Raw genomic sequence first — 14,834 nt, 5'->3', positions numbered from 1 at the left:
CCGGGATCGCGTCAGCAGTCGGCGGAGGCAGCGCTGGAGAGCGGCGGCGGCAACTGCGGTTCCACCAGGGCGATCGTGCGCTTCAAGGCACCTCTGCCATTGCTGACCAGCGCGCAGCCTGCGCGTGCCATGTCTTCACGCGCCTGCGCATCGGACAGCAGGTGCTGCAGGTGTTCGCCCACCGACTGCACGTCCTGTCCTATCAGCAGCGCATCGGCTTCGAGCATGCGCCGCGAGATTTCGGCGAAATTATGCAGGTGCGGACCGGTGACGGCCGCGGTCCCCATCGCTGCGGGCTCCAACAGGTTGTGGCCGCCTATGGCCTGCAGGCTGCCGCCCACGAACGCAACCTGGGCACACGCATAGAACGACATCAGCTCACCCAGGGTATCGATCACGAACACATCGCTGTCGGCCTGCGGCCACTGCTGCACGCGACGCGTGGCCACCTGCCAGCCCTGTTCGCGGGCGAGCGCATCGACCCGGGCGAAGCGTTCCGGATGGCGCGGTGCCCACAGCAGCAACAGCTGCGGATGCTGCACGCGCAGGCGCCGGTGCAGGTCGATGATCGCCTGCTCTTCGCCCTCGTGCGTGCTGGCGGCGATCCACACCGGTCGCTTCGCCGGCACGCTGCGATGGAACTGCTCGACGAAAGCCTGCACGTTGGGCGCGGCGATGTCGAACTTCAGGTTGCCCAGGGCCTGCACCTGCGCCGGATCGGCACCCAGCTGGACGAAGCGCGCGGCATCGTCGTCGGACTGCGCTGCTACCAAGGTGACGGTGCGCAGTGCACGCCGGATCAGCGCGGCCAGCAAGCGGTAGCCGCGCAGCGAGCGCGCCGACAGCCGGGCATTGAGGATATACACCGGGATCGCGCGGCTGCGGCAACCGAACAGCATGTTCGGCCACAGCTCGGTCTCCAGGATCAAGGCCAGGCTGGGCTGGAAATGGTTAAGGAAACGCCCGACGCTGCCGGGCACGTCGTACGGTAGATAGACGTGGTCCACGGCATCGCCCCAGATCGCGCGCACGCGCTCCGAGCCGGTCGGGGTGATGGTGGTGACCACCCAGCGGATGTCCGGTCGCAGCGCACGCAGTGCATTGACCAGCGGGGCAGCGGCGTTCACCTCTCCGACCGATACCGCGTGCAGCCAGACACGTGGCTGGCAGCTCGAATCCGGGTAGGAAGCGTAGCGCTCGTCCCAGCGCTGGAAGTACTCCCGCACCCGGAAACCGCGCCAGACCAGGTGGTACACCGTGATGGGCAGCAGCAGGTAGAGCACGGCCGAATAGAGGCCGCGCAGGATCCATTCGACGGGGTCTTTGCGCATGCGGGAAGGATACGGGAGGGCCCGGTGAAAGACACGCGGCCCGCCCATGGGGCCTTGGTAGAATGGGGGCATGTCCGATGCCACCACCGCCCCCCGTCCTTCGCTGCGCGATCCGCGCAACTGGCCCATGTTCGCCGTGATGCTCGGCGCCTTCGCCATCGCCCGGCTGCCATGGATGCTGCAGCGCGCGCTGGGGCGCGGCGTCGGCTGGGTCAGCTGGCGGCTGGCGGGCAGCCGACGCAAGGCGGCGGAGGTCAACCTCAAGCTGTGTTTCCCGGAGAAGGATGATGCATGGCGCCAACGCCTGCTGCGCGACAGCTTCGATGCACTCGGCGTGGGCATTTTCGAGTTCGCCCGCGCCTGGTGGGGAAGCATCGCCACCATCCGCCCGCGCGTGCACGTGGAAGGCGTGGAGCACCTCCACAAGCTGAAGGCCGAAGGTCGTGGCGTGCTGCTGGTTTCAGGCCATTTCATGACCCTGGAAATGTGCGGGCGCCTGCTGTGCGACCACGTCGAGCTGGCCGGCATGTACCGCAAGCACCGCAATCCGGTCTACGAATGGGCAGTGAAGTTCGGCCGGCTGCGCTATGCCACGGCGATGTTCGCCAACGAAGACATCCGCGCCAGCGTGCGGCACCTGAAGAAAGGCGGGTTCCTGTGGTACGCGCCGGACCAGGACATGCGCGGCAAGGACACCGTGTTCGTGCCCTTCTTCGGGCACACCGCCGCCACCATCACCGCCACCCACCAGCTGGCCCGCATGACCGGCTGCGCGGTCGTGCCGTACTTCCATCGCCGCGAAGGCGGCGACTACTACCTGAAGGTCGGCGCACCGCTGGACAACTTCCCGACCCAGAACGTGGAAGCCGATACCGCGCGGGTCAACCAGGCCATCGAACAGATGGTGCGCGAGGCCCCGGACCAGTACCTCTGGATCCACCGCCGCTTCAAGCGCCAACCCGGCGGCCGCAGTTCCTATTACGAGTAGAAACAATCCGCGTCCTGCTTCGGGTAGCGCCGACCCATGGTCGGCGGATGGCGCAAAAACGCGGCCCGAGGCTTTCCGCCGACCATGGGTCGGCGTTACCGACAGCCGACATGCGCTGAGCATGTGGAGCGGGTCTAGCCGCTGGAACCCGGCTCGTCACGCGCCAGCAGGCTGCCCGCGAACAACGCCGCCAGCAGTACCGTGACCCCACCCCAGAACGTGGAATGGAACGCCAGGTGGGTATTCAACGGAAACACCGTGACCGCCAGTGCCAGCATCGCCGGCCGCGCCCGCTCACGTGCCGAGGGCGGCGCAAACCGCCATGCCCGCCACGCCTGCGCGGCCGCCGCCAGCCACAACAGCAGGCCGATCACCCCGGTTTCGGCGAGGATTTCCAGCACGATCTGATGGGCGTGCAGCGCCGGTCCCGCACCCCAGACACCGGTGCTTCCGGCCGCCGGATCGCAGCCTGGATAGGCATCGCGGAAGCCACGCGCGCCCACGCCATTGATCGGATGCGCCTGGATCATGCAGCCCGCCGCAGACCATATCCGGCCACGGCCGGACAGCGCCTGCTCGATGCCGTCGTCATCGCCTTCCCAGGCCTGCGCGGTGCGGTCCACGCGCTCACGCAGCTGCGGAACGGTGTAGGTCAGCCCCGCTGCCACCATTACCGCGAACGCGGCCAGCAGCAGTAGCCGGCGTCCGCCCATCCCGCGCCAGCCGCTGTACGCCGCCACCAGCGCGAACGTCACCCAGGACGCACGCGAGCCGGCCAACAGCAGCACCACGCCCACGGCAAGGGTGGCCAGCAGCCAGCCGACACGGCCGAAACGGGCTGCCACGGGCAGCAGCAGGAAGGCCGACAGGCTGGCCAGCACCTGGCCGAATTTGAGGTTGCACGGTCCCAGCGCGCCGCTCAGGCGGTCGGCAAGGGCGGCCTCTTCCGGGCTGCACAGCGGCCGCTGGCTGGCCAGCTGCTTGAGCTGGTCCAGCGACCAGAACCATGGACTCGTGCCGGCAGCCGCCTGCACCAGGGCATCCAGCGTCCACGCTGCGGTGATCACGGCCAGCCCGCCCAGGGTCAACGCGCGCCGGGCTGGCGTGGCCACCGCAATGGCGACCAGCCACATGAAAGGCAGGTAGCGCAGCCCGGCTGCGGTCTTGGTCCAGGCCGCTGAAGGGTCCACTGCATCCAGCGCAGACAGCGCCTGCGGCAGCCAGTAGCCGAGGAACAGGATGCTGGTCAGCGCCCAGGCGGCCGGGCTGAGCAGGCGCGGCTGGCCCTGCAGGCGGCGGGTGACCATGCGCACCGCCGCATAGATCGCGCCCAGCGCCAGCACCCCCTCGGCGATGCCGGGCAACGGCCACAGCGCGACGAAGGCCAGCACCACCCACGGCGCCCAGCGGCCGGCGCGATCATCGATCACGGCGGGCAGCGGGTCAGCCGGCAAGGTCGGCATACAGGCGGAGGGTGTCGCGTTGCATGGCCTGCAGGGTAAACGGGATGCGTGCCGGCAGCGACGGGGGCGCCGCCAGCAGGGCCAGCGCGCGTTCACCCAGTACCTGCATGTCGCCCAGGGCGACGGCGCCGCCGGGCTGCAGCTGGCGCAGCAGTTCGCCCACGCCGCCGTGGTCCCAGCCCAGCACCGGCCGGCCCACGGAAAGGGCCTCCACCACGGTTCGACCAAAAGCTTCGGGCTTGTCGGACAACTGCAGGACCAGGTCACTGGCGGCGTAGGCCTGGGCGATCTTCGAGGTCGGAGCGCTGATGTGCACGGCATCGCCGACCGCCAGTGCCTGCGCCTGCCGGCGCAGTTCCTGTACGTAGGCCTCGCGCCCGGGTTCGTCCGTGCCCAGCATCCACAGCTGCGCCATCACCCCGGCCGCATGCAGGCGTGCCAGCAGCTGCAGGGCGTGGGTGTGGCCTTTCAACCGGGTCCCGCGGCCGGGCAGCAGCAGCACCGGCGCGGTCACTTCCGCCAGCCAGGGGTGGTCCTTTGCCAGCGCCAGCCTGGGGCGTTTGTCATGGCTGCCGACACGCGGGAACTGCGCGGTGTCCACGCCGCGCGGAATCACCTGCAGGCGCGCGGACGGCACCGTTGGGTAGTGCTGCTGGACGAAGCCGCGCACGGTTTCGGACACGCAGATCACCCGCTCGCCGGTGGTCATGACCGCGCTGTAGCGTCCCGGTGAGTTCAGTCCGTGCACGGTGGTCACCCAGTGCGGGCGCTGCGCGGCAGGCAGCGCGCGTACGGCATGCAGGCCCAGCCAGGCCGGCAGCCGCGAGCGCGCATGCACGATGTCCGCGCCGACCTCGGCGAACAGGCGGCGCAGGGTGGGCATGTGGCGCAGGGTCAGCAGCGATTTGCGGCCGATATCCAGGGTGAGATGCTCGGCACCGCTGGCCAGCAACGGCTCGACCAGCCGCCCGCCGGCAGACACCACCAACGCACGGTGGCCGGCCTGGACCAGCGCGGCGGCGATTTCCAGCGTAGAGCGCTCGACACCGCCGGAGTGCAGCGCCGGCAGCAACTGCACCACGGTCAGTCGGCGCATCAGCCCGGCCGCCCGATCAGTCGGCCAGCACGAAGACGGCACCGCAATAGGCGCACTTCGCTTCGCCGTTGGGTTCGTCTTCGATCGGCAGGTACACGCGCGGGTGCGAGTTCCACAGCGCCATCTCCGGCGTCGGGCAGCTCAGCGGCAGGTCGCCGCGGTGCACGGTGTAACGCTTTTCAGCGTTGGCGGGAGCGGTGGCGGTATGGCTCATGGCGGGCATCGTGAATGGGATTGGCAGGCCTGCGATTCTAGCACCCGGCGCGACGCACGTTCGGCGACGCCGGCGGCCCTGGCCGTGGCCGGATGCGAATATTTGGATCGTTCCATATGGCGCGATGCACCAATTTGGATCGAACCAAATGCACTTGTCAGCGCCAACATGCCTGTTGCAGGATGGTCCGCGTTGCTCTGGGAGGAGACCGCAATGCCCCGTAATGCGTCTGACCGTGCGCGCCGCGCGCCGCTGTGCCTCGCGCTGGCTTTCGCCATGCTTCCCGCCGCCCATGCGGCCGCGCTTTCCACCTCGTTCGAGGCCGGTCAAGCGATGCCTGCGGCGGCGGCCAGCGGCGCGCTGAGCCTGCGCGTGGGGGCCGGCCCGGCAGACCCCTACGCGGCCAAGGCCGGCGCGGGCTACAGCGGCCAGCGCGCACTGCAGTACCGCAGCACCGGTGGCACCGCCCGCCAGGTGCTGCTGGCGACCGACCAGCAGATCGACGCCGACACCACCCTGAGCTGGATGGTGCTGCCCGAAATCGTGGACGGCGATACCGTCGCTTCCACGTATGTTTCGCTGGACCTGCTGCTTGACGACGGCCAGCGCGTGTCGGCCAGCGCCGTGCGTGACCAGCACGGGTTCGCGCTGGGTGCCACCGCCCAGGGCGATTCGAAGACGTTGTATCCACAGCAGTGGGCGCACAAGGCCGTGCGCCTGGGCGATGTGCCCGCGTTGCGCGGCCGCCGCGTGGTGGCGGTGGAGCTGGAAGTGGCCAGCGCAGCGGGCAAGCCGGTGTCCGGCTGGATCGACGATGTGCAGCTCGGTGCAGCGCGTTCGGCGGCCCCGTTGCGGCCCTCCGACCGGGTGCTCACCACGCGGGGCACGCAATCCAACGGGCGCTTCTCGCGCGGCAACAACTACCCCGCCACGGCGGTGCCGCATGGCTTCAATTTCTGGACACCGGTGACCGACGCCGGCGTGCTGAACTGGCTGTACCGCTGGAACGAGCACAACGACGCCGACAACCGCCCGCGCCTGCAGGCGCTGTCGCTCAGCCACCAGCCCAGCCCCTGGATGGGCGACCGGCAGACCTTCCAGGTGATGCCATCGTCCAGCCGCGGCGTGCCCGAAGCGGACCGTGCCAAGCGCGCGCTGGCGTTCTCGCATGACCAGGAAAACGCGCGTCCGCATCGTTACGACGTGCGCTTCGACAACGGCATCGCCGCCTCGATCGCACCGACCGACCACGCCGCGCTGTTCCGCTTTGAATTCCCGGCCACCGGCGATGCCAACCTGCTGTTCGACAATGTCGATGCACGCGGCGGGCTGACCCTGGACGCTGCCAGCCAGACCCTGTCCGGCTACACCAATACCCGCAGCGGCCTGTCCAACGGCGCCACGCGCATGTACGTGGTGGCGAGTTTCGACCGTCCGTGGCGCAGCAGTGGCACGCTGCAGACCGGGCGCCCGACCGGCTACATCAAGTTCGACACAGGCAGCGATCGCAAGGTCAACATGCGCATCGCCACCTCGCTGATTTCGGTGGAGCAGGCGCGCCACAACCTGGCCCTGGAACTGAGCGCCGACGACGACCTGGAACGTGTCGCCGCCCGCGCGCAGGATGCGTGGGATGCGCGACTGGGTGCCTTCGACATCGGCGATGCCAGCGAGGACCAGAAGACCACGCTGTACTCCAACCTCTACCGGCTCTACCTGTTCCCCAATTCCGGCCACGAGAACGTCGGCACCGCACAGGCGCCGGAGTGGCGCTACGCCAGCCAGGCCAGCGCAGCGGAGGACTCCGATGGCAGCGCGGTGCGCAGTTTCGCACCGATCCGCGATGGCAAGGTCTACGTCAACAACGGCTTCTGGGACACCTTCCGCACCACCTGGCCCGCCTATGCGCTGTTCCGCGCCGAGGATGTCGGCGCGCTGGTACAGGGCTTCCTGGAACAGTACAAGGCCGGCGGCTGGGTCGCGCGCTGGTCATCGCCGGGCTACGCCGACCTGATGGTCGGTACCAGTTCGGACGTTGCCTTCGCAGATGCCTGGCTGAAGGGCGTGCGCGGCTTCGAGATCGATACCGCGTATGCCGCGGCGCTGCGCAATGCCACCGTGGTGCCGCCGGATCGGCATGTCGGCCGCAAGGGCATGGAGCGTTCCCTCTTCACCGGCTTTGCCAGCGCCGACGTGCACGAGGGCATGTCGTGGACGATGGAAGGGGCGCTCAACGATTTCGGCATCGCCAACATGGCGACCCGGCTCGCCGGCGACGCCCGCTCGGCGGCTGAGCGCGAGCGTTACGCCACCGAAGCGGACTACTTCGGCCACCGGGCAGCGGCCTACTCCACCATGTTCGATCCGGCCGCCGGTTTCTTCCAGGGTCGCCGCGAAGATGGCAGCTGGCGCGTGGCTGCCAAGGACTACGACGCACGCGTCTGGGGCCATGACTACACCGAATCCAATGGCTGGACGTTCGCCTTCACCGCCGCCCACGATGGCGAAGGGCTGGCGGCGCTGTACGGTGGGCGCGAGGCGCTCGCCGCCAAGCTGGATACGTTCTTCGCCACGCCGGAAACCGCTGATCCCGCCTTTGCCGGTTCCTACGGCGGGCTGATCCATGAAATGACCGAAGCCCGCGATGTGCGCATGGGCATGTACGCCCACAGCAACCAACCTTCGCACCATATCCCGTGGATGTACCTGTACACCGGCCAGCCGTGGAAGACCCAGAAGCATGTGCGCGAGATCTTGGCGCGCCTGTACGTGGGCAGCGAGATCGGCCAGGGCTACCCGGGTGACGAAGACAACGGCGAGACGTCGGCCTGGTATGTCTTCGCTTCGCTGGGGCTGTATCCGCTACGGATGGGCGCCCCGGAGTATGCGATCGGCTCGCCGTTGTTCCGGCACGCCAAGGTCACCCTGCAGGACGGCGCGGTGCTGACCGTCAATGCGGCGGACAACTCCCCGGCCAACGTCTACGTGCAGTCGTTGAAGGTCAACGGCAAGCCGTGGACGAAGACCTGGCTGCCGCATGACATCGTCGCCGCCGGCGCCACGCTGGACTTCCAGATGGGTCCGCAGCCGTCGCGCTGGGGCACCGGCGAAGGCGATGTACTGCCGTCGCTGACCGCACGCGGCCAGCGCCCTGCCCTGCTGCATGACCTGCTGGCCAAGGGCGCGCAGGCGCGGCTGGAAGACGGTCGTGCACTGGACGCGCTGGTCGATGACAACGCCACGACGGCTGCGCCGCTGGGCGCGAAGGCCACGGTGATGTTCAGCGGCATCGCCGATGGTGCGGCGTCGTTGTATACCCTGACCAGTGGCGAGAACAGCATCCGTGGAGGAGCCTGGACGCTGGAAGCACGCACTCCCGGCGGTCGCTGGACCACGCTGGATACACGCACCGCCGAAGACTTCGCCTGGGCCCGGCAGACCCGTCCGTTCCGCATCGCCAAGCCGGGCCGCTATGCCCAGTACCGCCTGCGCATCGGTGCGCCCGGACGGATGCAACTGGCGGAAGTAGAGCTGCTGGCCGCGGGGACGACACCATGAACCGTGCTTCGCTTTGCCTGCTGCCGGGCGCACTGGCTGCGCTGTGCCTGCTCGCTTCCCCTGCCGCGCGTGCCTTCGAAGCGACGCAGCAGCGCGGCAGCGTGACCCTGCGCTACCAGGACGCACACGATGCGCTGCCTGAGGCCATGCGCCAGCGGATCATCGACACGTTCTTCAAGGCCTACCTGCCGCAGCGCGCCGACTTCCATCCGATGGCACCGACGCAGGCCGCGATCGTGATCGATCCGGCATACGACGGCATTGCCTTTGTCGGCGAGAAGGCCGCGGCGGCGACGATCACGATCAATCCGGCGTGGCTGTCCAAGCACCCTGGCGATACCGACCTGGTGACCCATGAAGCCATGCACATCGTGCAGGGCTACCCGGAGTACGCCAACGAGCGGGTACCAGGCTGGCTGGTGGAAGGCATCGCCGACTATGCGCGCGACCGCTACGGCGTGGACAACGCCGCCGCCGGCTGGGCGCTGCCGGTGGCGGTGAAGGACGGGCAGAATTTCGACACCGGCTACCGGGTAACCGGCGCATTCCTGAAATGGAGCGAGTCGGCCCATCCGGGCCTGGTGAAGGCACTGGATGACGCGCTGCGCAGCGGTCGTTACACCCCGGCACTGTGGCGGGAGCAGACCGGCCACGCCCTGCCGGCCCTGTGGGCGGCGTACGTAAAAGCACGATAAGAACCCACACGCCCGCACCCCATCCGAAGCAGAGCCCCCTTGTTGTTCAAGGGGGCGCGCCGAAGGCGCGGGGATAAGGTGGAATGCGTGGGCAAACCGCTGGCGGTTTGCTCAAGGGGGCGCGCCGAAGGCGCGGGGATAAGGTGGAATGCGTGGGCAAATCGAGCCCGCGAAGAAGGCTTACGCCTTCTTCTCGGCCTCGATTTGCTTGCGGATCTGCGCATCCACCGCAGCGATCGCGGTCATGTTCAGGATCCGGCGCGAGGTCGCGCTGCTGGTCAGGATGTGCGCCGGCTTGGCCACGCCCATCAGGATCGGGCCGATCGCCACGCCGTCGGTGAACACGCGCACCAGGTTGTAGGCGATGTTGGCCGCTTCCAGGTTCGGCAGCACGAACAGATTGGCGCGGCCGCTAAGGGTCGAGCCCGGCAGCAGCTTCTGTCGCAGTGCTTCATCCCACGCGGTATCACCCTGCATCTCGCCGTCCACGTTCAAGCGCGGATTACGCTTGAGCAGCATCTCTCGCACCTGGCGCATCTTCAGCGCGTCCTTCGAATCATGGCTGCCGAAGTTGGAGTGCGACAGCAGTGCCACGTTCGGCTCGATGCCGAACAGCTTCATGCGGTAAGCCGCCTGCAGCGTGGCTTCGGTCAGCTGTTCGGCAGTGGGATCTTCCTGCACGTGGGTGTCCACGAAGAAGAACACGCCCTGCTGGTTGATCACACCGGTCATCGCCGAGGTCGAAGTGACCTTCGATTCCAGCGGCAGCACGCTGCGCACGTAACCGAGCTTCTTGTGGAAGCGGCCGACCACGCCGGTCAGCAGCGCATCGGCTTCACCGCGCGCCACCATCACCGCGGCGATCAGGGTCGGACGCGAGCGCATCAGGTTCTTCGCAGCGGCCACGGTGACGCCACGGCGGCCGGTCAGCGCGTGGTAGTACTGCCAGTATTCGTTGAAGCGCGGGTCATCGTTGATGTTGGTGACCTGGATGTTCTCGCCGATCTTCAGGCGCAGGCCCAAGCGTTCGATGCGCGCCTCGATGACGTCCGGGCGGCCGATCAGGATCGGATGCGCCAGGTCCTCGTCGACCACGTTCTGCACCGCCTGCAGCACCACTTCTTCCTCGCCTTCGGCGTACACCACGCGCTGCTTGTCGGTGCGCGCGCGGTCGTACACCGGCTTCATCATCAAGCTGGTGCGGTAGACGAACTCGGACAGCTTCTGGCGGTAGGCGGCCATGTCGGCGATCGGCCGGGTGGCCACGCCGGAATCCATCGCCGCCTGTGCCACGGCGGCGGACAACTCGACCAGCAGGCGGCGGTCGAACGGGCGCGGAATCAGGTATTCACGGCCGAAGCTGGGGGTGTCACCGCCGTAGGCCGAGCCCATGTCGGTGGCTGCACGCCGTGCCAGCGCGGCGATGGCGCGCACGCAGGCGATCTTCATGTCTTCGTTGATCGCGGTGGCGCCCACGTCCAGCGCGCCGCGGAACAGGTAAGGGAAGCACAGGACGTTGTTGACCTGGTTCGGGTAGTCCGAACGACCGGTGCCGATGATCGCGTCGGTACGGACCGCGCGCACGTCTTCGGGCATGATTTCCGGCGTGGGGTTGGCCAGCGCGAAGATCACCGGATCCGGCGCCATGGTCTTGACCATGTCGGCAGTCAGGATGCCCGGCGCCGACAGACCCAGGAAGATGTCCGCGCCCTCGACGATCTCGGCCAGGGTGCGCTTGTCGGTATCACGCGCGTAGCGCGCCTTTTCCGGATCCAGGTCGGTGCGGCCGGTGTGGATCACGCCGTCGCGGTCGAAGGCCAGGATGTTTTCCGGCTTCAGGCCCAGCTGCACCAGCATGTTGACGCAGGAGATGCCGGCCGCGCCCATGCCCGTGGTCGCCAGCTTCACTTCTTCGATCTTCTTGCCGGTGATCGCCATGGCGTTCAGCACTGCCGCACCGACGATGATCGCCGTGCCGTGCTGGTCATCATGGAACACCGGGATCTTCATCCGCTCGCGCAGCTTGCGCTCGACGATGAAGCACTCCGGCGCCTTGATGTCTTCCAGGTTGATGCCACCGAAGGTCGGCTCCAGCGAGGCGATGATGTCGACCAGTTTGTCCGGATCCAGCTCGTCGATTTCGATGTCGAATACATCGATGCCGGCGAACTTCTGGAACAGCACGCCCTTGCCTTCCATCACCGGCTTGCCGGCCAGCGGGCCGATGTTGCCCAGGCCCAGCACCGCGGTGCCATTGGAAATCACCGCCACCAGGTTGCCGCGGGCGGTGAGCTCGCTGGCCTGCTGCGGGTCGGCCATGATCGCTTCACAGGCGTAGGCAACGCCGGGCGAATAGGCCAACGACAGATCACGCTGGGTCAGCATCGGCTTGGTCGCCGTGACCTTGATCTTGCCCGGCGGCGACATGCGGTGGTAATCGAGGGCGGCCTGTTTGAAATCTTCTTTGGACATCGACGTTGGGCACATGAATGGGCAAGGGGGACAGGGGATCATACCCCCGTTGTACGAGCTGGACCTGTCGCGGGGCTGTCGCGCGCGTGCTGCAGCGCACCAACCCTGCCGGTTCCAGCGAGCTGCCAAGCATCGCGCTGCGCCCCCTACGTGGGTGTGACAACGACTGCCTGGCAGCGCGGAAAAAGCTGCGGGGCCACGTCATTGCTGACGGGCCCCGCATCCTGACGTGGAAGGGTCAGATCTTGGCAGAGGCGAGCGGCAGGGACGCATCGACCGGCGGCGGCAGCTCGCTTTCGCGGCCATCCAGCGCCAGCTTCAGGCGGTCGCGGTCCAGTGCGCCTTCCCAGCGCGAAACCACCACGGTGGCCACCGCGTTGCCGATGAAGTTGGTCAGCGAGCGGCACTCGCTCATGAAGCGGTCCACGCCGAGGATCAGCGCCATGCCGGCCACCGGTACTTCCGGCACCACGGCCAGGGTCGCGGCCAGGGTGATGAAGCCGGCACCGGTGACGCCGGCGGCGCCCTTGGAGCTCAGCATCGCCACCAGCAGCAGGGCGATCTGGTGTCCCAGGCTCAGCTCGGTATTGGTGGCCTGGGCGATGAACAGCGCCGCCAGGGTCATGTAGATGTTGGTGCCGTCCAGGTTGAACGAATAGCCGGTCGGGACGACCAGGCCGACCACCGACTTGCTGCAGCCGGCGCGCTCCATCTTTTCCATCAGCGAGGGCAGCGCGGACTCGGAAGAGGACGTGCCCAGCACCAGCAGCAGTTCGGCCTTCAGGTAGCGCGCCAGCTTGAACACAGAGAAGCCGCAGAGGCGGGCCACCGCGCCCAGGATCACCACCACGAACAGGAAGGCGGTCAGGTAGAACGAGCCGACCAGCCAGGCAAGGTTGATCAGCGAGCCGACGCCGTATTTGCCGATGGTGAAGGCGATGGCGCCGAAGGCACCGATCGGGGCGGCGCGCATCAGGATATGCACCAGCTTGAACACCGGGGCGACCAGCGCCTCCAGGAAGTTCAGCACCGGCTTGCCCTTCTCGCCCACCAGCGCCAGCGCGATGCCGAACAGCACCGCCACGAACAGCACCTGCAGGATGTTGCCATCCACGAACGCGCTGACCAGCGTCTTGGGGATGATGTCCATCGCGAAGCCGACCAGGGTGAGCTCGTGCGACTTCTGCACGTAGCTGTTGACCGCGGTCTGGTCCAGGTCGGCCGGGTTGATGTTCATGCCCGCGCCCGGCTGCACCACGTGCGCCACGATCATGCCCACCACCAGTGCCAGCGTGGAGAAGAACATGAAGTAGGCCATCGCCTTGGCGAAGACCCGGCCCACGGTGCGCAGGTGGGTCATGCCGGCGATGCCGGTGACGATGGTCAGGAAGATGACCGGGGCGATGATCATCTTCACCAGGTTGATGAATGCATCACCCAGCGGCTTCATCTTTTCGCCGACCAGCGGCTCGTAGTGGCCAAGGACGGCACCCAGGATGATGGCGACCACCACCTGGAAATACAGCTGGCGATAGAACGGCAGCGGCTTGGTCGGCACCGGGGAAGCGGCGGGAACGTGCATGGCGGGCTCCGGAAGGGACTGATGACGGCAACGCCACGAAGAACAGGTGACGCGGCGTCGGATGGCGCCCTTTGTACGCCGCGCGGACGCATCAGCAGATAACCTATTGGTACTACCCCCCCGGTTCAGGCTGCCCGGAGGGCGTTTCTGCCCCTACACTGCGCCGGTCGCAACGACCCCGCCCCGCCGGGTGATCGTGTAGTTCCACCTTTCCCGAATAGAGATCCGCCGTCCCATGCGAATGACCCCGACCCTGCTTGCCCTGTCCCTGGCCGCCAGCCCGCTGCTGGCCAACGCCGCCGGTTTTGACAACTGGCCGACCAAGGTGTCGTTCGCTGATGGCACCGAGCTGGCCGCCACCGGCAACATCGCCTACGACTGGAACAACTTCTCCGGCGACATCGAAAACGCCGATGCCGTGCGCCGCAAGGAATTCGGCGCCACGCTGAAGAAGAAGGGCGTGTATGACGCCATGGTGTACTACGACTTCCAGTCCGATACCTGGCTGGACGTGTACCTGCGCCTGGAAAGCAAGGCGTTCGTCGGCCAGGACATCGGCAAGTTCCGCTTCGGTTACATGAAGACCCCGTCGGCCTGGATGCGGTGACCAGCTCGCGCGCCGGCAGCTTCATGGAATTCGCGATGCCGGTGCAGGCCTTCTACGCCGGTCGTCGTACCGGCGTGGACTGGATGCTGGAGCGCCCGGCCTACCTGCTGCAGGCCGGCCTGTACGGTGGCAAGGACCTGCAGGGCGACAACCCCGGCACCATGCAGGCGGTGCGTGCGGTGTGGACCCCGGTCAAGGCCGAAGCCAACGTGCTGCACCTGGGCCTGGCGCTGTCGCAGGAAAACCCGCGTGGCTGGCGTGATGGCCGCGACGTGCACCACGAAGCGACCGCGCGTTTCCGCGCGCGTCCGGAGGCCGGCCTGACCGACCTTCGGCTGGTCGATTCCGGTGCGCTGGTCACCGCCGACAAGGTCAACCGCGCCGGTCTGGAAGGCATCTTCATCCGCGGCCCGTTCTCGGTCCAGGCCGAAGCGTTGCAGGCCACCATCACCCGCGAAGGCAAGCCGGATTACACCGGCAACGGCCAGTACGTGATGGGCAGCTGGGTGCTGACCGGCGAATCGCGCGGCTACAGCAGCGGCAGCGTGTCCAACGTCAAGCCGGCGCGTGACTACGGCGCGGTGGAAGTGCTGGCGCGCTACAGCCGGCTGGACCTGGACGACGCCGACGTGCTCGGTGGCCGTGAACACAACTGGACCCTGGGTGCCAATTGGTACCTGACCAGCCACTTCAAGTTCCAGGCCAACTACATCAAGGCCGATGCCAGCCGTCGCGGCGTGCATACCAAGCCGGAAATCTTCGAAGTCCGCGCCCAGATGCATTTCTGAGCCGGGCCGGGTGAGTGAGCGGGTCACCGACCCGCTCTGC

At 67.5% G+C, this 14,834-nt stretch carries 9 protein-coding genes and 1 pseudogene; 4 read left to right on the top strand and 6 right to left on the bottom strand.

Features of this window, described 5'->3' with window-relative positions; all coding sequences use genetic code 11:
• Window positions 1-11: 11 nt before the first annotated feature.
• The gene (gene waaA, locus CXG43_RS05225; RefSeq protein ID WP_101098985.1) at window positions 12-1,331 is read right to left on the bottom strand and encodes a lipid IV(A) 3-deoxy-D-manno-octulosonic acid transferase; all 1,320 of its coding nucleotides are present in this window, start codon (window positions 1,329-1,331) and stop codon (window positions 12-14) included.
• Between the two features lie 70 nt (window positions 1,332-1,401).
• Here waaA and CXG43_RS05220 point away from each other — a divergent pair, with 70 nt between their 5' ends.
• The gene (locus CXG43_RS05220) at window positions 1,402-2,319 is read left to right on the top strand and encodes an LpxL/LpxP family Kdo(2)-lipid IV(A) lauroyl/palmitoleoyl acyltransferase (RefSeq protein WP_101098984.1); all 918 of its coding nucleotides are present in this window, start codon (window positions 1,402-1,404) and stop codon (window positions 2,317-2,319) included.
• Between the two features lie 134 nt (window positions 2,320-2,453).
• Here CXG43_RS05220 and CXG43_RS05215 read toward each other — a convergent pair whose 3' ends face one another.
• From CXG43_RS05215 to CXG43_RS05205, 3 genes are read right to left on the bottom strand one after another with little or no spacing between them, the layout of a single operon-like run.
• Entirely contained in the window at window positions 2,454-3,782 is a 1,329-nt protein-coding gene (locus CXG43_RS05215; RefSeq protein WP_101098983.1) for an O-antigen ligase, read from the bottom strand.
• Window positions 3,763-4,878: a glycosyltransferase gene (locus CXG43_RS05210; RefSeq protein WP_101098982.1), complete on the bottom strand. Its 1,116-nt coding sequence runs from the start codon at window positions 4,876-4,878 to the stop codon at window positions 3,763-3,765. Before CXG43_RS05210 ends, CXG43_RS05215 begins: the two co-directional genes overlap by 20 nt.
• 16 nt (window positions 4,879-4,894) lie before the next feature.
• Complete coding sequence (locus tag CXG43_RS05205; RefSeq protein WP_042614687.1) at window positions 4,895-5,092, bottom strand: zinc-finger domain-containing protein; 198 nt, start codon at window positions 5,090-5,092, stop codon at window positions 4,895-4,897.
• A 276-nt stretch (window positions 5,093-5,368) separates the two neighbouring features.
• On the opposite strand from CXG43_RS05205, the gene CXG43_RS05200 reads away from it, so the two are divergent.
• Window positions 5,369-8,650 carry a GH92 family glycosyl hydrolase gene (locus CXG43_RS05200; RefSeq protein ID WP_232767615.1) on the top strand — a complete coding sequence of 1,094 codons (3,282 nt, stop codon included), beginning with the start codon at window positions 5,369-5,371 and terminating at the stop codon, window positions 8,648-8,650.
• Window positions 8,647-9,345: a basic secretory protein-like protein gene (locus CXG43_RS05195; protein WP_101098980.1), complete on the top strand. Its 699-nt coding sequence runs from the start codon at window positions 8,647-8,649 to the stop codon at window positions 9,343-9,345. Before CXG43_RS05200 ends, CXG43_RS05195 begins: the two co-directional genes overlap by 4 nt.
• 180 nt (window positions 9,346-9,525) lie before the next feature.
• Here CXG43_RS05195 and CXG43_RS05190 read toward each other — a convergent pair whose 3' ends face one another.
• Window positions 9,526-11,817: an NADP-dependent malic enzyme gene (locus tag CXG43_RS05190; protein WP_101098979.1), complete on the bottom strand. Its 2,292-nt coding sequence runs from the start codon at window positions 11,815-11,817 to the stop codon at window positions 9,526-9,528.
• 238 nt (window positions 11,818-12,055) lie between these two features.
• Window positions 12,056-13,399, bottom strand: a complete 1,344-nt coding sequence (locus CXG43_RS05185) for a dicarboxylate/amino acid:cation symporter (protein WP_101098978.1) — start codon at window positions 13,397-13,399, stop codon at window positions 12,056-12,058.
• Between the two features lie 235 nt (window positions 13,400-13,634).
• On the opposite strand from CXG43_RS05185, the pseudogene CXG43_RS05180 reads away from it, so the two are divergent.
• A pseudogene (locus CXG43_RS05180) lies at window positions 13,635-14,794 on the top strand (porin).
• Window positions 14,795-14,834: the final 40 nt, after the last annotated feature.

It is taken from the genome of Stenotrophomonas sp. Bg11-02, from assembly GCF_002836635.1.
GTDB classification, from domain to species: Bacteria; Pseudomonadota; Gammaproteobacteria; order Xanthomonadales; family Xanthomonadaceae; genus Stenotrophomonas; species Stenotrophomonas lacuserhaii.
Note: the sequence above shows the minus strand (reverse complement) of the source record. Positions and strands in the feature narration are given on the sequence as shown.

What these genes read in the sequence shown, in the direction of transcription:
- CXG43_RS05205 (WP_042614687.1), bottom strand. Translation starts at nt 5,092, where the DNA reads ATGAGCCATACCGCCACCGCTCCCGCCAACGCTGAAAAGCGTTACACC.
- CXG43_RS05190 (WP_101098979.1), bottom strand. Translation starts at nt 11,817, where the DNA reads ATGTCCAAAGAAGATTTCAAACAGGCCGCCCTCGATTACCACCGCATG.
- CXG43_RS05210 (WP_101098982.1), bottom strand. Translation starts at nt 4,878, where the DNA reads ATGCGCCGACTGACCGTGGTGCAGTTGCTGCCGGCGCTGCACTCCGGC.
- CXG43_RS05185 (WP_101098978.1), bottom strand. Translation starts at nt 13,399, where the DNA reads ATGCACGTTCCCGCCGCTTCCCCGGTGCCGACCAAGCCGCTGCCGTTC.
- waaA (WP_101098985.1), bottom strand. Translation starts at nt 1,331, where the DNA reads ATGCGCAAAGACCCCGTCGAATGGATCCTGCGCGGCCTCTATTCGGCC.
- CXG43_RS05220 (WP_101098984.1), top strand. Translation starts at nt 1,402, where the DNA reads ATGTCCGATGCCACCACCGCCCCCCGTCCTTCGCTGCGCGATCCGCGC.
- CXG43_RS05215 (WP_101098983.1), bottom strand. Translation starts at nt 3,782, where the DNA reads ATGCCGACCTTGCCGGCTGACCCGCTGCCCGCCGTGATCGATGATCGC.
- CXG43_RS05200 (WP_232767615.1), top strand. Translation starts at nt 5,369, where the DNA reads ATGCTTCCCGCCGCCCATGCGGCCGCGCTTTCCACCTCGTTCGAGGCC.
- CXG43_RS05195 (WP_101098980.1), top strand. Translation starts at nt 8,647, where the DNA reads ATGAACCGTGCTTCGCTTTGCCTGCTGCCGGGCGCACTGGCTGCGCTG.